Source organism: Acetobacter oryzoeni, from assembly GCF_004014775.2.
Classification (GTDB): domain Bacteria; phylum Pseudomonadota; class Alphaproteobacteria; order Acetobacterales; family Acetobacteraceae; genus Acetobacter; species Acetobacter oryzoeni.
In genome coordinates, this window is record NZ_CP042808.1 from 451,566 (window position 1) to 471,271 (window position 19,706).

The 19,706-nt window shown below is 55.5% G+C and carries 21 protein-coding genes; 16 read left to right on the forward strand and 5 right to left on the reverse strand.

Features of this window, described 5'->3' with window-relative positions; translation table 11 throughout:
• Positions 1–11 precede the first annotated feature (11 nt).
• A complete protein-coding gene (locus EOV40_RS15205; RefSeq protein WP_128106178.1) occupies positions 12–1,433 on the reverse strand; it encodes a cryptochrome/photolyase family protein in 1,422 nt (473 codons plus the stop codon).
• Between the two features lie 168 nt (positions 1,434–1,601).
• Between EOV40_RS15205 and msrB the strand changes: the two genes are divergently transcribed.
• The 4 genes from msrB to EOV40_RS02210 all read left to right on the forward strand — a co-directional run bounded on the left by msrB (position 1,602) and on the right by EOV40_RS02210 (position 5,672).
• The gene (gene msrB, locus EOV40_RS02190; RefSeq protein WP_050819220.1) at positions 1,602–2,069 is read left to right on the forward strand and encodes a peptide-methionine (R)-S-oxide reductase MsrB; all 468 of its coding nucleotides are present in this window, start codon (positions 1,602–1,604) and stop codon (positions 2,067–2,069) included.
• A 32-nt stretch (positions 2,070–2,101) separates the two neighbouring features.
• Positions 2,102–2,539 (forward strand): DUF4112 domain-containing protein, encoded by a 438-nt coding sequence (locus EOV40_RS02195; protein WP_128104918.1) that lies wholly within the window; start codon positions 2,102–2,104, stop codon positions 2,537–2,539.
• 194 nt (positions 2,540–2,733) lie between these two features.
• On the forward strand, positions 2,734–3,942 hold the full coding sequence (locus tag EOV40_RS02200; protein ID WP_050819222.1) for an AI-2E family transporter: 1,209 nt from the start codon (positions 2,734–2,736) through the stop codon (positions 3,940–3,942).
• 113 nt (positions 3,943–4,055) lie between these two features.
• The gene (locus EOV40_RS02210) at positions 4,056–5,672 is read left to right on the forward strand and encodes a bifunctional aspartate transaminase/aspartate 4-decarboxylase (RefSeq protein WP_050819223.1); all 1,617 of its coding nucleotides are present in this window, start codon (positions 4,056–4,058) and stop codon (positions 5,670–5,672) included.
• 130 nt (positions 5,673–5,802) lie between these two features.
• Here the strand turns inward: EOV40_RS02210 and EOV40_RS02215 are convergent, their stop codons facing one another.
• The 3 genes from EOV40_RS02215 to EOV40_RS02225 form a co-directional block, all read right to left on the reverse strand.
• The gene (locus EOV40_RS02215; protein ID WP_087651539.1) at positions 5,803–6,351 is read right to left on the reverse strand and encodes a Dps family protein; all 549 of its coding nucleotides are present in this window, start codon (positions 6,349–6,351) and stop codon (positions 5,803–5,805) included.
• A 156-nt stretch (positions 6,352–6,507) separates the two neighbouring features.
• The gene (locus EOV40_RS02220; protein WP_128104920.1) at positions 6,508–7,479 is read right to left on the reverse strand and encodes an NAD(P)H-dependent glycerol-3-phosphate dehydrogenase; all 972 of its coding nucleotides are present in this window, start codon (positions 7,477–7,479) and stop codon (positions 6,508–6,510) included.
• Positions 7,480–7,545: 66 nt separating this feature from the next.
• Positions 7,546–7,779 (reverse strand): (2Fe-2S)-binding protein, encoded by a 234-nt coding sequence (locus EOV40_RS02225; protein WP_087651538.1) that lies wholly within the window; start codon positions 7,777–7,779, stop codon positions 7,546–7,548.
• Between the two features lie 336 nt (positions 7,780–8,115).
• Here EOV40_RS02225 and EOV40_RS02230 point away from each other — a divergent pair, with 336 nt between their 5' ends.
• Entirely contained in the window at positions 8,116–9,567 is a 1,452-nt protein-coding gene (locus EOV40_RS02230; RefSeq protein WP_128104921.1) for a hypothetical protein, read from the forward strand.
• An 80-nt stretch (positions 9,568–9,647) separates the two neighbouring features.
• Here the strand turns inward: EOV40_RS02230 and EOV40_RS02235 are convergent, their stop codons facing one another.
• Positions 9,648–10,184, reverse strand: a complete 537-nt coding sequence (locus tag EOV40_RS02235; RefSeq protein WP_080986746.1) for a PACE efflux transporter — start codon at positions 10,182–10,184, stop codon at positions 9,648–9,650.
• A 62-nt stretch (positions 10,185–10,246) separates the two neighbouring features.
• On the opposite strand from EOV40_RS02235, the gene EOV40_RS02240 reads away from it, so the two are divergent.
• The 11 genes from EOV40_RS02240 to EOV40_RS02290 all read left to right on the forward strand — a co-directional run bounded on the left by EOV40_RS02240 (position 10,247) and on the right by EOV40_RS02290 (position 19,606).
• Positions 10,247–11,176 (forward strand): LysR family transcriptional regulator, encoded by a 930-nt coding sequence (locus EOV40_RS02240; RefSeq protein ID WP_050819228.1) that lies wholly within the window; start codon positions 10,247–10,249, stop codon positions 11,174–11,176.
• A 133-nt stretch (positions 11,177–11,309) separates the two neighbouring features.
• A complete protein-coding gene (locus EOV40_RS02245; protein ID WP_128104922.1) occupies positions 11,310–12,515 on the forward strand; it encodes an amine dehydrogenase large subunit in 1,206 nt (401 codons plus the stop codon).
• Positions 12,512–13,054, forward strand: a complete 543-nt coding sequence (locus EOV40_RS02250) for a MauE/DoxX family redox-associated membrane protein (protein ID WP_006117006.1) — start codon at positions 12,512–12,514, stop codon at positions 13,052–13,054. The genes EOV40_RS02245 and EOV40_RS02250 overlap by 4 nt, the downstream gene beginning before the upstream one ends.
• Positions 13,054–13,656, forward strand: coding sequence for a redoxin family protein (locus EOV40_RS02255; RefSeq protein ID WP_208729296.1), 603 nt, complete (start codon positions 13,054–13,056; stop codon positions 13,654–13,656). Before EOV40_RS02250 ends, EOV40_RS02255 begins: the two co-directional genes overlap by 1 nt.
• A complete protein-coding gene (mauA, locus tag EOV40_RS02260; protein WP_003625995.1) occupies positions 13,643–14,230 on the forward strand; it encodes a methylamine dehydrogenase (amicyanin) small subunit in 588 nt (195 codons plus the stop codon). Before EOV40_RS02255 ends, mauA begins: the two co-directional genes overlap by 14 nt.
• 2 nt (positions 14,231–14,232) lie before the next feature.
• Positions 14,233–14,742, forward strand: a complete 510-nt coding sequence (locus tag EOV40_RS02265) for a c-type cytochrome (protein ID WP_050819231.1) — start codon at positions 14,233–14,235, stop codon at positions 14,740–14,742.
• A 110-nt stretch (positions 14,743–14,852) separates the two neighbouring features.
• Entirely contained in the window at positions 14,853–16,232 is a 1,380-nt protein-coding gene (locus EOV40_RS02270) for an outer membrane beta-barrel protein (protein ID WP_196332614.1), read from the forward strand.
• 48 nt (positions 16,233–16,280) lie between these two features.
• Entirely contained in the window at positions 16,281–16,871 is a 591-nt protein-coding gene (locus tag EOV40_RS02275) for a thioredoxin domain-containing protein (protein ID WP_012812484.1), read from the forward strand.
• Positions 16,872–16,999: 128 nt separating this feature from the next.
• Positions 17,000–17,752, forward strand: coding sequence for a hypothetical protein (locus tag EOV40_RS02280; protein WP_128104923.1), 753 nt, complete (start codon positions 17,000–17,002; stop codon positions 17,750–17,752).
• An 84-nt stretch (positions 17,753–17,836) separates the two neighbouring features.
• Positions 17,837–18,733: an aldo/keto reductase gene (locus EOV40_RS02285; protein WP_050819234.1), complete on the forward strand. Its 897-nt coding sequence runs from the start codon at positions 17,837–17,839 to the stop codon at positions 18,731–18,733.
• Between the two features lie 6 nt (positions 18,734–18,739).
• Positions 18,740–19,606: a LysR family transcriptional regulator gene (locus tag EOV40_RS02290; protein WP_128104924.1), complete on the forward strand. Its 867-nt coding sequence runs from the start codon at positions 18,740–18,742 to the stop codon at positions 19,604–19,606.
• The last annotated feature ends 100 nt before the right edge of the window (positions 19,607–19,706 follow it).

Below are 19,706 nucleotides of genomic sequence, written 5' to 3' on the forward strand. Positions count from 1 at the left end.
GGCCTGTTTTGTTATTTGGGCAGGTTTTTCCAGCACTCCAAGGCGCGCAGGCGGCCCAGTTTAAGGTCTACAATCGGGGCCGGATACTTTAAACGCTGCGTGCTTTTCCATGGCGTGTGAATGGTTTTGTTATCCAGCGCCGCCAGTTCCGGCACCCATGTGCGGATATACTGGCCTGCTGGATCATATTTTTCAGATTGCCCTACCGGGTTGAAAATACGAAACCACGGTGCGGCATCAATGCCCGTGCCAGCGCCCCATTGCCAGTTCATGGCGTTTACGGCGGCATCTGCATCTACAAGCTGAGTGTAAAACCAGCGTTCACCTTCTCGCCAGTCTGTTAGCAGATGTTTGGTTAAAAAGGAGGCCACAACCATGCGCACGCGGTTGTGCATCCAGCCCGTGCGGGCCAGTTGGCGCATGCCGGCATCTACCAGCGGAAACCCCGTTTGTCCTTGCTGCCACGCGGCCAGATCTGCGGCATCTGTGCGCCACGGCATATGGTCAAACTCTGCGCGCAGGTTGCGGGTGGCGAGGTCAGGCGTGGTGAACATCTGCATCCATGCAAAATCACGCCAGCCCAGTTCTGCCAAAAACTTTTCGGCATCGGTGGTCAGGTGTGGGTTCTGGTCGGCTGCATGGCGGATGGCGTGCCAGATCTGCCGCACAGAAATCTGCCCCACCCGAATATAAGGTGAAAGCAGAGATGTGCCGTGCGGCGCATCTGCTCTATCGCGCTGTGTTTCGTAATCTGCCAGTGCGTTTTCTATAAACCGGTGCAGGTTGGCGTGGGCGGCTTTTTCTCCACTCGTCCAGCCGGGAGGCAGAGCAGGTGGCTTTGTGCCAACACGGTGCAGGTGCACGCCATCAGGCAGCGTAAGGGTGTGGGCAGGCACATACTCTTTGCCGCGCATATCTGGTGCAGGCAGTGGGGGCGGGGGTTCTGGCAGATCCCGCGCAGCGCGCCACCATGCTGTAAACACACGGTAAGGCTGGCCCGCCTGCGTGCGTATGGCCCAGGGTTCAAACAATAGGCGGCCGGTGCAGGAATGTACGCTCACGCCCTGTTTTTTCAGGCTGGCATGTACATCCGTATCTGCCGCAATGCCCGGGGCATCATACCGGCGGTTCCAGAACACATCTGTGGCATTTACGGCCTGCGCCAATGCGGGAACAGAAAGCCGCGTTGGCCCGCAGAGCATAAACAGCGTCTGCCCCTGTTCGTGCAAACTGGTGGCCAGTTGTGCACAGGCCGCCTGCGCCCAATCTGCAATGCGGGTGCCAGAGGCATCTTGCAAAGCGGCATCCTGCACATATGCGCACAATACGGGCTGCCCGGTGGCGCAGGCCGCGTGTAGGGCAGGGTTATCGGCCACGCGGTAATCATCTCGCAGCAGAACCAGAACAGGGGCGGGGGAGGGTGCATGAACCATACATACTGTGGTGCCGGTATAGCTGCGCACATGCAATGGGGTGGGCCATAATTTTGTAAGGGTGCGGGTTCTGATGGTCGCTAGAGTGTGAAGGTACCAAACTATGGCCATGCGCGTTGTTGGTGCCATAATGTATAACTGTAAACACGGCAGGAAAGGCGATTAGCCATGTCAGATTCTTTATCAGGCAGCTGCGGTGCCGGTGGGTGCGGCCCGCGTGGCCCGCTTACTCCAGAGCAGGAGCAGATTCTGTTTGGCCACGGAACGGAGTATCCCGGCTCCAGCCCGCTGAACCATGAAAAGCGCGAGGGGGCGTATCATTGCGCGGCCTGTGGGTCTTTGCTATTCCGCTCTGCCACCAAGTATGAAAGCGGCAGCGGCTGGCCTTCCTTCTGGGCGGCAGAACCTAACGCTGTTGCCACGCATAAAGATACCAGCCACGGCATGGTGCGCACAGAAGCCCATTGCGCACAGTGTGAAGGGCATTTGGGCCATGTCTTTCCCGATGGTCCGCCCCCTACAGGCCAGCGTTATTGCATGAACGGTCTGGCGCTGGATTTCAGGCCAGATCCGCAGCGGGCAACATCTGCTGGTGGGGCAACTTCTATGGATCATACAAGCGGCTGGGCATCTTGAAAGCGTTATGCCCCCTGCTTACGTAATGGGACATGACAACACACGCTCTGGCTCATACCGGGTTTTCCTCTTTTCACAGTGGGCAGTCTGCTAACGGGCAGCCCTCTGCGGATGCACTGCGCCGCCTTAAAAGGGTGCGGCGTTTTGCGTGGCTGCTGGATGCCGCCATCAGGCTGCCCGGCACCCGCGTGCGGCTAGGGGCAGATGCCATTGTGGGGCTGGTGCCCGGCGGTGGCAGCACGGTTATGGGCCTGCTTTCCTTTTATATGGTGTGGGAGGCCTGGCGCATGGGCCTGCCGCTCAAGCTTCTGCTGCGCATGGTGGGCAATATAGCCATAGAAGCCGCAGTGGATGTGGTGCCCGTGGCGGGTGATCTGCTGGACATTGCCTTTAAGGCCAACATGCGCAACGTGGCCGTTATGGAAAACTGGCTGGGTGTGCCGCCCTCTGCCGCTACGCGTAAAAAATAGGCATCATTTTATAAAACATGATTGTTTCTAATAAGGGCTGCCCATTGGGTGGCCCTTTTATGTATCTGGCACGTTAGCAGGTAAAACAGGCAGGGTGGCCCGCCACGTTTAGCCTGCGTTGCAAGAAAAAAGGGTGTGGGCGGCGCCATTTTGCAGCACAACGGCACAAATGCCGGTGGTTGGCAGAGGGTGCAATGTGCCCTCCGTTCTTCCGCCCCGCAGGCAGGAGAAAACACGCCGTGCAGCCGCCAGATAGCAGCGCCCCAACCCCGTCCATTACAACGCCAGCCGCTTCTGCGCCCCATGTGCCAGAGGCACCGCAGCTTGCCGGGCTGGAGGCATCTGTTCACAAGCTGGAAAACACGGTGCGCCGTTTTTACCGGCTGGCTGTTATGGTGGTTACGGTTACGGCGGCAGGGCTGTTTGTAAGCTCTGGCGGTGCCGTGGTGATGGTGGTGTTTGCCTCTGCCTTGGTGGCGGTGGTGCTGCATGCTGCGGCGCGTATTCTCTCGCGCCTGCTGCATATTCCGCAGTGGCTTTCTGTCATGCTGTTTGTGCTGGTGCTTGTGGGGGCACTTTCCCTTGTGGTGCATGTGTCCGGCCCGGAACTGATGGTGCAGCTTTCACACTTGCATGAGGCTTTAACCAGCGAGCGCGATGCCCTGCACAACATGCTGGACAGCAACCCGCTGGGCCATGCGGTGCTCGACCACTTTCCGCGTTTTCTGGGTGGCAACATGGTGCCCGATGGCCATGCGGGCACAGATAATGGCATGGATTTTGCAGGCTCCATGACCAACGTGCTCACCTCCACCTTTGGTTCGGTGGGCACCATGGTGGTGATTATTATTGCCGGGGTGTATTTTGCGCTTTCCCCCCACCTGTATGCCAACGGCATTTTGCGCATAACGCCTGTGGCTTACCGCAGCACCATGCGCACTGTGCTGCTTACAACCGGCCACGCCCTTACCGCTTGGGTGGCAGGGCAGATGCTGGATATGACGGTTGTGGGGTGTTTGACATGGAGCGGCCTTTCCCTGCTGGGTATGCCGCTGGCACTGCCTTTGGGGCTGGTGGCGGGGCTGGCCAATTTTGTGCCGTATCTGGGCACGTTCATCGGGGCTGTGCCCGCGCTGCTGATCGCGCTTTCCGTTGGCCCGCGTGAGGCCATGATGGTGGCGGGCCTGTATGCCGCTATCCAGACGTTTGAAGGGTATGTGATGTCCCCCTTCATTCAAAAACGTGCGGTGCGGATGCCGCCTGCGCTTACCATTCTTTCGCAAACAATTTTTGGTGCGTTTTTGGGCATGTGGGGCTTTATTTTTGCCTCTCCCATTACAGCGGTGCTTCTGGCTGTGGCCAGCCGCCTTTCCGCACCACTCCCGCCGAATGAAGAAGTGTAACCTTGCCCATACGTAGGCAAAACCACTGTTTTTTTACACTTTCCCACTGGTCATAATAGAACAGGACATGCAAGCTGATGGTGGCAAGAAGTTCCGCAGGAAGGAAACCCCGCATGTCTAGCACGCCGGATGCGTATCAAAAATTTCGTCATCTCAGCCCGTTTGAATTGAAAGATGAGCTTATAAAACTGGCCTCTGGCCGTGCCCAGCGCGCCATGCTGGATGCCGGGCGAGGCAACCCCAATTTTCTGGCAACACTGCCCCGACAAGGGTTTTTTCAGCTTGGTATGTTTGCTGCGGCAGATTCAGCACTTACCTTTTCCTATATGGCCGAAGGCGTGGGCGGCGTGCCCCGGCGTGAGGGCATAGAGGCACGGTTTGAAGCCTTTTTGGCAGATAACCAGAACGTGCCGGGTATTTCCTTTTTGCGCCGTGCCGTATCCTATGTGCGAGACCAGCTTGGCCTGCCGGCAGATGAGTTTTTGCTGGAAATTACATCCGGTATCTTGGGGTGTGATTACCCCACACCGCCGCGCATGCTGCGTTATACGGAAAAAGTGGTACGCCATTACCTGCTGCACGAAATGGCAGGTGGCACCATGCCAGAAAGCACAACAAACCTGTTTGCGCTGGAAGGTGGCACGGCGGCCATTAGCTACATTTTTGCATCATTGCGAGAAAACGGGCTGATCAAGCCGGGGGATAAAGCGGCCATTGGTATGCCGGTGTTTACCCCGTATGTGGAAATTCCCGAACTGCGTGATTACCAACTGCAGGAAGTGGCCATTAACGCCAGCCCGGAACAGGGGTGGCAATACCCGGATGAAGAGCTGGATAAGCTGCTTGATCCATCCGTTAAGATCTTTCTGGTGGTCAACCCCAGCAATCCGCCATCTGTGCGCATAAGTGATGAAGGGCTGGCCCGCATTGCCGAGATTGTTAAAAAGCGGCCAGACCTCATTATCGTAACAGATGATGTGTACGGCACGTTTGCAGATGATTTCCGCTCCATTTACGCCATCTGTCCGCACAACACTATTCTGGTATATTCCTTCTCCAAGTATTTTGGTTCTACAGGCTGGCGTTTGGGCGTGATTGCCATGCACGAGCAGAACGTGCTGGACGAGGCCTTGGCCGCATTGCCAGAAGCCGAAAAGGTTGAGTTGGACAAACGCTATGCCTCGCTTACGCCAGATGTGCGCGGCCTGAAGTTTCTGGACAGGTTGGTGGCAGATAGCCGCACCGTGGCCCTTAACCACACGGCAGGGCTTTCTACCCCGCAGCAGGTGCAGATGGTGCTGTTTGCCCTGTTTGCGCTGATAGATGGGCGTGATGCGTATAAAAATGCGCTTAAACGCCTGCTGCACCGGCGCGAACTCGCCCTGTATCGAGATTTGGGCGTAAAAGCCCCGGATGATGCTGGCAGCACGCATTATTATACGCTGATTGATCTGGTAAATGTGGTTACGCAGCTTTACGGCACCCGCTTTGCCCGCTGGCTGATGACGCATATGGATTATCAGACAATCCTGTTCCGTATTGCAGAGGAAACAGGCGTTGTGCTGCTGCCGGGTGATGGTTTTGCTGTAAAACGCCCCTCGGCCCGTGCCTCATTGGCCAATCTGAACGAATATCAATACGCAGCCATAGGCGCTGCCCTGCGCCGCATGGCCGGTGAGTATTATGACCGCTACCGGCAGGAAAAAGGGCTGAACAGCAAAGGGGAATAATCTGTTTAGGGCAGAAAAATCCCTGCTGCATGTTGGCCAGCAGTCTTTCATAAAAAAGGGCCCGGATTGAAAAGTCCGGGCCCTTTTTATGCACATGCGTTTTTAAAAGACGCTGGCAGGAAAAACTGTTTTACTCGTTATGTCCAAAAACCGGGCGCGTGCTTTCAAACAGGAACCACGTGCGGCGTTCTGTTTCATCAATCCAGGTTTCAAGCAGGCTGGTTGTGGCCACATCTCCGGCATCGGATGCAATGGCATGCACGGCGCGCAGGCGCTTGGTGAGGGTAAGGTTATCTTCCCGCAGTTCTGAGAGCATGTCCTCTGGGGTCACGTACAGGGCATCGTTATCAGAAATTTTGGTTTTGCGGGCAATTTCCCCAACCGAGTGCAGGGTGGTGCCACCAATCTTGCGGGCACGCTCGGCCATGGGGTCTGTCATGGCAAAAATCTGCTGGCTCTGTTCATCCAAAAGCAGGTGGTAATCCCGAAAATGGCGGCCGCTCATATGCCAGTGAAAGTTCTTGGTTTTAATATACAGGGCAAATACATCGGCCAGAACTTCAGACAGGCCACCCGCTACGGCCTTTACCTTATCGGCCTTCAGGTCTGTGGGCGTGCCAAGATATTCCTTGATATGGGCTTCTTTAGCTGTGGCGGCTTTTGCTGTGGTTGTGCTCATGGTCTGAACGAACCTCCTGTTTTCACTTTTTGGCAACACCACATTGGTTGCTGCCAAGTGCTGCCTTTACACGTGGTAAGATAAAGGCATCGTGCAAGGCCTGACATGGAAAGATCACAATCCTCACATCCATGTGAATGTCAGGGTGCAACGCGTTCAGGGGGTATCAAGTTCCGTGCGCAGGGGGCGGGTTAAAAGCTGCTCCTGCGCTTGTGGCAGCGTAATCCTGCCTTCCAGAAAAGCGGCAATGCAGGCGGTAATGGGCACATCCACCTTATGTTGGCGGGCCAGTGCCAGAAGGGCATCTGCTGTGGTCACACCTTCTGCCACGCCGGGCAAAGTGGCCAGTGCAGTTTGGGTGGCGCTGCCCCGGCCAAGGGCCAACCCCATCTGATAATTGCGCGAGGCCTCACCCGTGCAGGTCAGCAGCAGGTCTCCCAACCCGGCAAGGCCAGCCAGTGTGGCGGGGTGTGCGCCCAAGGCCACGCCAAGGCGGGTTATTTCTGCCAGCCCACGGGTAATAAGGGCCGCGCGGGCGTTTTCTCCCAACCCGGCGCCAATGGTAATGCCCGCCGCCACGGCAATAACGTTTTTGGCCGCCCCCCCAAGCTGCACGCCGGTAATATCTGCACTGGCATAAAGGCGCAGGCGCGGGGTGGATAGCAGATCTACCAGCTTGTGTGCCAGATCCACATTGGCAGAGGCCACAACAGATGCCGCCGGAAGGTCTGCCGCAACCTCACGCGCAAAGTTGGGGCCAGAAAGTACAGCCCCCGGCACATCTGGCCGCAGCCGGTGCAGCACATCCAGCGGAAAAGCCAGCGTGCTGCGTTCTATGCCCTTGCAGCACAGCACGGCAGGCACGCCTGCAGGCACCAGCGGCAGAACAGAGGCCATATGTTGGGTGGGAATAACCATAAGCGCGCACGCCACATCTGCCAGTGGCGGCGCAGAGGAAACGGTTATGGAATCTGGTAGCGGAAAATCTGGCAGGCGCGGCATGGCGCCAGAGGGCAGGCGGGCAGGGTTACGTGCCCACAAATAAACCTGTGCCCCGGTGCGGGCGGCGTGCAGGGCCAGCGCAGTACCCCATGCGCCAGCGCCCATAACCAGAATACGGTGTTTCATGCTCTAAGCGGTGCCAGAACCCCAAGCGGGGCGCAAGCACCATATAAAGCAGTAGCTTTAAGCGCCTTAGGCAGACAGCGCCACGCCAGCATGAGCCGGCACCATGTGGGCCGGAACTTCGGCCTTTTTCATGTGTTTCAGCCGGGCTTCACGCAGCAGGCACACAACGCCTTTTACGCAGTTCCCGCACTGGGCCTTGCAGTTGCGTGCAGCATAAATTTCACGCGGGCGGGTAGCCCCATCCGCCACTGCGGCTTCAACGTCCTTGTGGGTGAGACGATTGCAAGAGCAGACAACCATACGCAGCACCTTTGTGGTGGGTGATCGATTCTGAGTAAGACCTGACCACAAATAAGAATGAATCGCAATTATTTTTTGCAAAAAGTTCTCATTTGCTTGTGTTCTGCCTGTGCATATGGGGATGGGGTGCACGTATTTGGTGTGTGATTTTTGCAATGTTCGTATCAATTTTATGCATATGCATAAAAAAATAATAAATTTCATTCATATTAAAAATATAAGGAGCGCATCTTAAAAAAGCCTTTATTTAAAAAGCGAGGATGCGTGGATAAAAATATAACAAGAACGTCGTATGTTCTCTTCCTGCTGTGCACGTTCTTTTTTATTTACAGAAACATGGAAGGTCTTGGTTATCTTCCATTTGGTGATGAATCTGGCCATTTTTTAGGGGCCATTGCTCTGCATCGTGGAGATAGACTTTACCGTGAATACATAGATGCCCACGGCCCACTGGTTTTTACGCTTTCGTGGCTGGTTGGCCATGTTGTGGGGTGGTCTCAGGTCTGGTTAATGCGTCTGGTTTCCACCGCATGTGCGGCGGCGGCTGGGGCTACGGTCTTTTTTTCTCCGCTGTTTCGGTTGGCATGGCAGCGTTATCTGGCCACCGCCCTGTGGTTGGGTATGGTGGGCAGCGTATGGGTGGTGCAGGGCCTTAATCTGGATGATTACTGGACAATAGGCGGGGCGCTGGCTGTTATTGCGTTGGCCATGCTGGCGGTGCCGCTTGTATGTGCTGCTCCTGTTTCACGCATGCAGGCTTTTATGGGCGGGGCTGCCTTGGGGTTGCTACCTTTTGCCGCTTATCCGTTCAGCCTGTTTTCTGCTGGGCTGGGGCTGGCTGTCTTGTGCGTGTTTTTTTCTGCCCCTCGGCAATATCAGGTGCCCTTTGTGGGGATGATGCTAGGCGGTGTGGCTGCCGTTGGCATCATGCTGCTCTGGCTGCTGGTATATGGTGATATTGGCGGCATGGTTGCGTTTCATTTTATCGCCAATCAGCAGTGGTATGCGCATTATATTCCAATGGACGTAAACCAGTTCTGGCAAAGTTTGCGTTTTTCTTTGGCTCCAGATCGTCTTGTTCAAACAATAGCTGTGTGCATGTTGGCTGTGGGGGGCGCGTTGCTGCTGTTATACGGGCGGCATAGGGTGGCGGCGCTGTTTATCCTGCTTGGCATACTGAGCCTGCAGGCGCGTGGCAGTGTCGGGTTCCAGAATGGCTCATTCCTTATGGCGGCTCTGGGCCTTGGGGCTTTGCTTCTGGCCGGTGTGTTGGCATCCAAACCTAAGGTGCTGGTTTTTGTGGCCGTTGCCTGTGTGGCATTAACGGTTGTTGGCGCGCGCCATGCGGTTTCATCTCCATTTGGGCAAACTGCGGCGCAAAGGCATGCGGTAGGCTGGCACCGCTTTAGGGAAAACCCCACCGTGGGCTTTGCAACCCTTATTCGTAAATATGCTGCACCGGACGAGCGCATTCTTGTTTTGCCGTATAATCCCGATGTTTATATTTACGCCAATCGCCTTTCCATGAAGAAATATCACGCCTACCTGCCGTGGGAGGCCGATTATGCGGCCCATCCGTGGCATGGATATACGCGCGATATTTGTGTGGATCTGCCAAAGGATGAACCCCCGGTTATCTATTATGATCACTGGGTTGTCTGGGGTGCGTATCCGGCAGAAAAGTTTATGCCCTGTTTTTTACAGGTGCTGGAAAAAGACTACACGCAGATGCCGGATGATCAGTTCATTTATGTCAGAAAAGATCGGCTGGCAGCGCAGCAGCCGTAAAAACACTTAGTTCTTTTGCATAAGTTTTGCCCCCTATCTCTGCCATGCAGGTTAGGGGGTATTTTTTGGGCTGGCTTGGCTTACCCGTTGGCCTTGCCCGTTGCGGGGTGGTCCGCCGGAATAGGGAATATCCGGTCATACGCCATGTTAAACACAAACGCATAAGCCAGATAAAACACGGCAATGGACATGCTGAGCGAAAACGCCGTCAGCACACTTTCATGCAGGTACCATGCAATGGCGGGCAGCAGCACAATCTGCAATCCGGCTTCAAACAGCACTGTGTGCACAATGCGTATGCCCACTGTTTTGTGCGTGGTGGCATAAAGCCGCGCCATTATGCGGTCGAACACCACATTATAAATGTAGTTCCATATTGTAGCGGTTATGGCACTGCCAATGCCAATAACCCCCATGGAGGATTCGTGCAGCCCGAACAGCGTGCTGCCACCGGGTATAACAATGGCCAGCGCGATAAGCTCAAACAGCAGCACGTGGCGCACACGGTCTGCCGTGCCGCGCGTGCCCACAGCCGGGGCATTTTGTGCGGTCTGATGATCTGCCATGGCAGAAGGGGCCGAAGCGGCCTGAACGGAACTGAATGTTTGCGTTGACATGCGGCGCAATCTATCGCCACCCTCGCCAAAGGAAAGATAAGAACCATCAGGAAAACAGATGGATGAATGTCTCGCTCGAACAGCTTGAAGCCTTTGTTGCCACAGCGGATGCAGGATCATTTTCCGCAGCAGCCCGCCGTTTGGGGCGTGCGCAGTCTGCCATCAGCACGCATGTGGCCAATCTGGAAGTAGATTTGGGGCTGGAGCTGTTCCTGCGCACCGGGCGCACACCTGTATTGACACCAGAAGGTGAACGCCTGCTGCGTGAGGCCCGCGTGGTGCTGGACCGGCGCGAACATCTGATAGGCGTGGCCCGATCTTTGGAAGATCAGGTTGAAAACCGGCTGGTTGTGGCCATAGATGAACTATACCCCGAACACGCCCTTGGCCCGGTTTTTGCCGAGTTTGCAGAACACTTCCCCTACGTGGAAATGGAAATCCTTTTTCCGCTGATGGAGGATGTAGGCCAGCTTGTGCAGGAAGGGGCCGCGCATCTGGGGGTGATGTGGCAGCAAACACGTATGCCGCCAGATCTGGCGTTCCGCACCATCGGGCGGGTGCCGCTTAAATTGGTATGTGGGCGCAGCCACCCCTTGGCCCAATGCGGCCCCGTAGCGTGGGAAGATCTTAAACGGTATCGGCAGATTATGGTGGCCGCCCGCGGGCAGGAGCGCGAGCGCCAACACCTGCGCGTGGCGGGTGAGGTTTGGTGGGTGGAAAGCCACTGGGTGATTCTGGAGTTGGTGAAGCACAATATCGGCTGGTCTTTTATCTCAGACCACATTCTGGAGGCCTCTCCCGCAGCGCCAGATATTGTAACACCGCCCCTGGCGTTTGATGCCGGAGACAGGCCCGTACCCCTTGCTGTGGTGTGGCATCACAAACGCCCGCAAGGGGCGGCTGCGCGCTGGTTACGGCAACGCCTATGTGGCTCGGAGTCTGTTTTATATAAAAGGTCAAACAAAAGTTCACAAACGCGCGATCAGATGTAACAATTTGATATTCAAGAAAATATAGATGTCATAACAGCATAAAAATGCATATCAGGGCGCATGTTTTGTCTTGCGGACGAAATGAGAAACGCTATGATACCGAAACATTCCGGTATCGAGAGAAACAGTTCGCATGTCTCTTCAAAAAGTCCGCCCCTCCCTGCTGTGTGCCCTTCTGGGCAGTGCAGCCATTCTGACCATGGGAGGAACCGCCGCCAAGGCAGCGGAACCCGTATTACAGACCGAGCAGAGTGACGTTATTACCCTGCCTCCTTATTCCCCCCACACCATTTTGGTGGAAGATGCGGTTTACACCCACAACAAGGATGGCCGCGTTTATGTAGTGGATGCCGATTCCGGCAAACTGCTGGGCATGGTGCAGGCCGCCTATAACGCCAACATGGCGCTTACGCCCGATGCCAAGCGCATTTACGTGGCAGAAACCACGTGGGAACGCGGTAACCGTGGCGCACGGAACGATCTGCTGGCCGAATATGATGCCAGTACGCTCAAGATCACATCCGATGAAAAACTGCCCGCCCGCGCGCTGGTCACGCCTAAAAAGAACGACTTCGCGCTGAATGCCGATGGCTCACGCGCCTACGTGTATCAGATGAGCCCCAGCAACGCGGTGGAAGTGGTGGACAACACCGCCCACAAAGTGACGCAGACGGTAGAAATTCCCGGTTGCGCGCTGGTGTATCCGTGGGGCAATTCCGGCTTCTCCTCCCTGTGTGCAGATGGCACGCTGGCCAATGTTAGCCTTGGGGCAGACGGCAAAGTGGGCATGACGCACACAGCCCCGTTCTTTGAACCCGACAAGGATGGCATTTTTGAACAAAGCCCCACTGTTGCGGCAGATGGCACGGCTTACTTCATCAGCTATAGCGGCATGGTGTACCCCACAAAAATGGGGGAAAACAGCACGGTAGAAAAACCGTGGTCCTTGCAGGAAGGTGCGGGGCTGAAGGCAGCGCCTGATTCCTCCAAACCGTTTGAAGTAACATGGCGCCCCGGTGGCTGGCAGATTGCTGCCCTGCACAAGGCATCTCACCAGATGTACGTGCTGATGCACAAAGGCACGTTCTGGACACATAAAGATAACGGCACGGAAGTGTGGGTGTATGATACGCAAACCCACAAGCGCATCCGCCGCTATCCGCTTAAAGTGGCCAGCAACCTTGTGGGTGTCACGCAGGATGAACATCCGCTGATGTTCACCGCCAATGAAGATAACGGTGATTTCTTTGTGTCTGATGCGCTTACGGGCAAGCCTCTGCGCACCATGAAGGCCCTTGGTTCCTCCCTTATCTTTACGGTTGCGCCGGGTGAAGGATGAGCCTGCTGGCTGAAACAGCCCCGCTGGCCGCCCTGTGCGCAGGGGGCATTGGCACCATGTTTTTGGTGGCTGGTGTTTCCAAACTGCGTGGGCATGATGCGTTTTTAGGCACGCTGGCCTCTTACCGGCTTTTGCCCTCATGGTCATACGAAGGTGTGGCGTGGGGCTTGGCCGGGGCAGAGGTTCTGGCTGGTCTGGCGCTGTTTTCCGGCTTTGCCGCCGGGCTTGGCGGTTTGGCTGCTGCGGCCATGCTGGTGGTGTTTGCGCTGGCCATGGGCATAAACGTGGCCCGTGGGCGCACCAGCCTGTCTTGCGGGTGCACACCCGGTTTGGTGTCTGAAACCCTGTCATGGAAGCTGGTCGCCCGCACCGTGCTGTGCGTGCCGCTGGCGCTGGCCCCATGCTTTGCATCTGGCGTTTCTGCCTTTGTATGGGGGCAGGGCGTTATGGCGGGTGTGGCGCTGTATCTGGTGTGGCTGGCGCTGGTGGCACTGCCGCCAGAACGCGTACCCGGATCTGGCGGAGGGCAGGAAGCATGATGCTGTTTCTATACATCTGGCAGGGGCTGCTTACGGTTCTGGCCCTTGGGCTTGCCGTTATGCTGGTAGCCTTGGCCCGCCAGATTGGTGTGCTGCACGAACGCCTTGCACCGCTGGGGAATCAGGAAGCCAAGCCGGGGCTGGATGTGGGGCAGATTGTGCCGCGTCTGGTTTTGCATACGCTACAGGGCCAGCCTTTTGTGGTGGGGGATACCCTGCCCGCAGGCGCCAAGCAGCTTTTGCTGTTTGTGGCGGCGGAATGCCCGGTGTGTAAGCGCGTTATCCCCATTGCACGGCAGGTAGCTGCCGAACGTGGGCTGGACCTTATTTTTGTGGGCGATGGCCCCGAACCTGAACTGAAAAGCATGGTGGCTGCCCGCCCGGAAATGCAGGGTGTTCCCCTCATAACCGGTGTGGAGCTGGCCCTTGTGCTGCAAATTAACCGTATGCCAGCCATGGTACTGCTTGATGAACGCGGCACCATTCTGGCCAAAGACCTCGTGAATACCCGGCGTCAGATCGAAGGGCTGCTTGGCAACATGACCGCCACACCCCCGCAGGGTCTGACCGATACAGGAGCAATGTCTCATGCTGCCGTCTGAAAACAAGAACTCCGCAGAACAGGGCACCCTGTTTGACCGGCTGACCGAATCTCTGCTCCGCCGTTTTGCGGGCAAAACCTCCCGCCGTGGCGTGGTGGCAAAGCTGGGCGGCGTGGCCGCTGCCGTGCCGCTGTTTCCGCTGCTGCCGGTAAGCCGCGCCAATGCGGCTTCTTCCTCCGCAGCCAAGGCTGTGGCCAAGGCCACAACGCCGTTTGGCTCCAAGGCGCAGGCCAAAGATGCCAACGCGTGCGATTACTGGCGCTATTGCGCCATTGATGGCAACTTGTGCTCCACCTGTGGTGGTGGCGTACATAGCTGCCCGCCGGGCACGGCGCCTTCTCCCACATCCTGGATTGGCAGCTGCTACAACCCGCAGGATGGCAACTCCTACATGATTGCGTATCGTGATTGCTGTGGTCAGGATTCCTGTAACGAAGTGACCTGCCTGAACACGGATGGAGATCAGCCTTCCTACCGCCCCATGGCCAATAATGACATCATCTGGTGCTTTGGCACGGGCACGTCTGAAATGTACAACTGCTCCACAGCTGCGGTGATCGGGAAAGCTTCCTGATTATGTTGCGTGCTGTTTTCCGCCTTGCCGTGCCTGCTGTTGCAGCGTGTGCAACACTGGTTCTGGCAGGCGGGGTGGCACGCGCGGCAGATGCCGTGCCGGGGGCCACAAGTTTAAACCCCACGCAGGTTGCCTATCTTTCACACTGCGGGGGGTGCCACGGTATTGCAGGCGTATCTGGCCCAACCTTTGTGCCTATGCTGCGTGATAGCGTAGGCAGCTTTGCCTGCACGGATGAAGGGCGGAAATATCTGGTGCAGGTGCCGGGTGTTTCCATGTCCCTCATTCGGGATGATCAGCAGTTAGCCGATGTCATGAACTTTGTGCTGATTGATCTGGGCGGCAAAAGCACGCCGCCGGGCTTTAAGCCCTATACAGCGGCAGAAGTGCATGAATGGCGGAAGCATCCGCTTTCCATGCCAGATTTTATGGCCAACCGCGCCCATGTGCTGGAGCGTTCTTTAGCAGCGTGTCATCGCAGCAACAATGGCGCGGCTGCAACAGTAAAGTAACACGGCAAGCCCTGTTCTGCAGGGCTGCTCTCGGCTAGATCACGGCTTTGGTGCCACACTAATTGTAAAACAGAAGCAAACCCGCCCCCTGCCGCGGTTGTTTGTGGATAATGGGAGTATCAGGGAGCATGCGTTTGCGCCACCGTTTGTCCGCCGGTATGTGTTTTGCCCTGCAACTGGCAGCGCTGCCTGCATTTGCGCAGGAAAAAACCACCCCCGATGATGCCGAGCGCCCTTTGGCAGTGGAAGAAACAGCAGCAGAAAAAAAGCAGGCCAAGCAGGATGAGGTGAACTTAAAAAGCCCTTCCAGCCACTCATGGTTTGATGATGTTGAAGGGCATATTGTGGTGGAAGCCGGTGTAAACGGTAACCCATGGACCAAAACAGGCCGCAACTGGGCGCAGTCTTACGTAGATAGGGCCAACACCGCCACACTAAACCAGATTACCGGCACGCTCTCCCACCCGGTAACAGAGCTGGGCGATGGCTATGGCCTGGGTTTTGTGTTTGAGGTTCTGTACGGCTCCGATGCCCGCTTTAACCCCACCATTGGTATGGGTGATGGCAACCTGACAGGCATGTACCAGTGGACGCCCACTCAGGCGCATATTGATGCCCACCTGCCGTGGCTGACCAAAGGCGGGATAGACCTGCAAATTGGCCAGCAATACGGTATTCAGGGTTTTGAAGGTACAGATGCGCTGGAACGGCCTTTTTATTCCTACAACTATTCATCCGATTACATTGTGCCGTTTGAAACCGTGGGTGTTCTGGCCACATGGCACATGACAGACCACGCAGCCCTTGTAATGGGTGTAAACGCCGGTAACTCCACCACCTTTGGCCACGCCAAAAACAACAGCCGCCCCAAAGGGTATTTTGGCTTCCAGTTTACAGAACTTGCCGGTGGCAAGCTGGATGTTGCCGCCATTGGCTATTTTGGCCCGCAGCAGAGCGTGTACGCCATTGGGCGTGAAGCCAACCACGATATGGAATATATCGGAGACCTTCTGGCCTCCTACAAAATTAACGATAAAACCACCGTCACCCTGAACGCCACCTACTTCCATGATGATTACCTGCGTGATGATGTGTACGGTGTAACCGCCTATTTCGCGCATGATTTCAGCGATGAGCTGACGTTTAACGCGCGTGGTGAAATCTTCCGCGATAACAATGGCGGCGTTGTGGGCAACAACACGTCCCCCATGTCTTACGTGAACGAACTGCGTGGCCAGAACTATCCGTATGATTACGCACCCGGCACCACCTATGGGGAACTTACGGTGGGTGTTACGTATCGCCCCGGTTTTCTTAAACTGCCCAAGGGGTCTTTTTCCATCCGCCCGGAAGTGCGGCTTGATAAATCCCTTAACGGCACAAAACCCTTTAACCGTGTTTCCCCCACGGATGATCCAAACGTGAACTATGCCAATAACGGCATGAACAACATGTTCTGGTTCAGCTGTGATGCCATCTGGGCATTTTAAAACACCGTTACGCCACTCCACCACCGGCACAACATAAAGGACCAGCCCGTGCAGAACCTGATATACGCCAATGCTGCCCTTACTGTTGTGCTGCTTGCGGCCTGCATTGTTATGGGCCTGATGCTGCGCCGTATCCGCCGCCTGTTTCAGGAAATTGCACCGGTGGGTGCGCTTACCAGCTCTCGTGGCCCGCAACCGGGAGATGCCTGCCCGCCACAGCCTTTTCACACACTGGCGGGGGGCGTGCTGGCGCTGGCAGGGGGTGCCAAGCCACGGCTGGTGCTGTTTGTTTCTGCAACATGCCCGATCTCTCGCAAGGTTATCCCCATTGCGCGCAACTTCTGCGGGCGTGAAAATCTGGAACTGGTGCTGGCGGGGGATGATGCCCCAACCATTCAGCAGCACTTTGCCCAGCAAACCAACACACCTGCTGCCGCGTTTATTAATGATCCGGCGCTGGGCCGTGCCTTGCAGGTAGATAAACTGCCTGCCGCGTTTTTGTTCGATCAGCAAGGCACGCTTATTGCCCGTGGGTTGGTGAACAACCGCGAGCATCTGGAAAGCCTGCTGAACGCGTGGGAAAGCGGGTTCAGCACCGTGCAAACCTACATGCAGCACACGCGCCGCAACCGCGCGTGATGTTGGGTGTGTATTTGTAAAATATTTGGCAACCGTATTATAAATAATCGCAAATAGTTTTTATTGACTCTTCTGCTCATAACTTGCCAGATTTAAATTAAGTTCTGGAAAAGAGCAGGAGTGCCACCATGACCGACTCCTTTCATCTCCCCAAAATCTCTCTTGAAGGCTTGGAGAAGATTATTATCGCGTACAGCCATGTGCCCGATAACCCTACCTTGGATATACTTGCGCGCCTTACCAAAATGGGCTCTGCCGCCATTAGCAGAAACAATAAGTTTCTGATGGATATTGGTATTATTGCAGGTGCGGCAGACAAAACAGTTACCCCCTTGGGCCAAAAGCTGGGGCATGCGCTGGAATACGCCATGGGGGCCGATGCACAGGCATATTGGCGAGAGGCTGTTGCCAGCAATGCCGCCCTTATGGCGCTTATGGCCACGGAACATCTGCAACGCGGCATGAGCGAAAAGGATTTATCTGCACATATTCTTGATGTTTCTGTGCATAAAAAACATGCGCATACACAAACAGGTGCGCGGTGCCTGATAGATATTCTGCTGGAAAGCGGATTACTTGTGCAGGACAAAGACAAGCTTGCAGCCGCACCCGCCAAAAGCCCAGATCAGCCAGAGCCTGCCGCCCAAGATCATGGGCAAATTTTCGGCCTGCAGGCAGAAGATTCCGCGCCGGATACCAAGGACACCACGCCACAGGCCGCCCTTATAGGGGTGCCACTTGCAGGGCAGAATACAATACGCCCGGATATGCCTGCTATCACGTTGAATCTGACATTGCCGGAAACCGAAGATCTCACGGTTTATGAAAAAATCTTTCGTGCTCTAAGGGAAAATCTTTTGGGTTTGCCGCCTGTGCCCTAAAGCGTGTTCGCTCTGCGCAAAGCTGGCATGAATGCAGCCCAGTGCAACCTCTGCGCCGGGTAGGCGTTGGGGATAGCATGTGGCATGGTTTTACACGCAAAACCAGCATGTTACCGTTTAACGCCAGATTCAGGAGAGCACGTTTTGGGTATTCCCGATATCACACTGCACGATGGTCTTACTTTTCCCGTTATCACCTTTGGCACCTACAAGCTCAACGGTATAGCTGGCATGGAAGCAATGGTCAGCGCATTGGATGTAGGGTACCACGCACTGGATAGCGCCTTTAATTATGAAAACGAAGGTGCTGTAGGCCATGCCGTGCGCAAAAGCGGCAAAAAGCGGGAGGACCTGCGCATTGCCTCCAAACTGCCGGGCCGCCACCATGATTATAACGAGGCGCTGACAACCATTGAGGAATCCCTCTACCGCGCGCAGTTGGATTATTACGATCTGTATTACATCCACTGGCCCAACCCCAAGGTTGGCAAGTACGTAGAGGCATGGCAGGCGCTTATTGAAGCCAAGAAACGTGGCTATGTGCGCTCTATTGCCGTATGTAACTTCCTGCCCGAACATCTGGAAAAATTGCAAAAAGAAACAGGTGTTCTGCCATCTATCAACCAGATTGAGCTTTCTCCCTACTTCCCGCAGGATGAGATGCGGGCGCTACACAAAAAGCTGCACATCCTTACGCAGTCATGGAGCCCCCTTGGCCGCGCCAACAAGCTGCTGCAGGACCCGCTGATTCAAAAAATTGCCCAGCGGCTTAACAAATCCACCGTGCAGGTTATCCTGCGCTGGCACCATCAGCTTGGCTGCGTGCCTATTCCTAAAGCTGCCAGCAAGGAGCATCAGATTTCCAATATGGATATCTTTGATTTCTCCCTGACAGAGCAGGACATGAAGGACATGGCAACCCTTGCCCGCCCAGATGGCCGCAGCCACGGGCAGGACCCCGCAACATACGAAGAGTTCTGATTTATCATGGAAGCACTCCGTCTGGCGCAGTTGCAGATTTTCTGCGCCGTGATGGAGGAGGGATCGGTGGTTGCGGCCTCGCGCCGCATGCACTGCGTGGCATCCAACATTACGGCGCGCCTAAAAGAGCTGGAACAGCTTTTGGGGCAAGATCTGTTTGCGCGTGAAAAAGGGCGTCTTATTGCCACGCCAGAAGGCCGCCTTTTTTACCATGAGGCAAAAGAGGTTGTAGAAAAAGCCCATGGCCTAGCAAGCTTTTTTCAGCCCGATGTGCCGCGTGGCATTTTGCGTATAGGGGCGCTGGATGTAGCTTTGGCGCATTTTTTGCCCCAATATATGCCCGCCTTTATGGCCGCTCACCCAGATGTAGAAATATGCCTGCTGCGCCGCGCCAGCTATACGCTGGAACATATGCTGGATGATCAGGAACTGGATCTGGCCATAACAGATGGCCCCATTGTGCATCCACTTCTTGAAAGCCGCTTTGTTTTTACAGAAGAACTGGTGCTGGTGGCCCCGCAGAATATCCGCAGTTTGCAGGATATTTATTGGCCCAGCACCACGGTGCTTTTGTTCCATACAGATTGCTTTTACCGCAGCGCGTTTGAACGCTGGATGGCAGAGCAGGGATTTGTCCCCCGTGCTATTCAAACAGTGGAATCTTACGATGTTATTCGGGCCTGCGTGCGCGATGGTATTGGTATTTCCTGTTTTCCCAAAAGCATTTTTGCGCATAAAGCGCCGGATGATGTGCGTGTTCTCAACGTGCAGGGGCTACGGCCCGCCCCTGTGTACTGTGTATGGCGGCGCAATGGTGCAAAACCTTTGCTACGCAGGTTCATAAACACCATTTGCCCAGCAGAGGCAGACTAAAACCATTCACTTTTTGTAAATGGTTTACTGATATATCATTACTTTTAATGAACGCATATGCGTGTCATACTTCAAACAGAATTTCAGAAAAAAGGAGAAC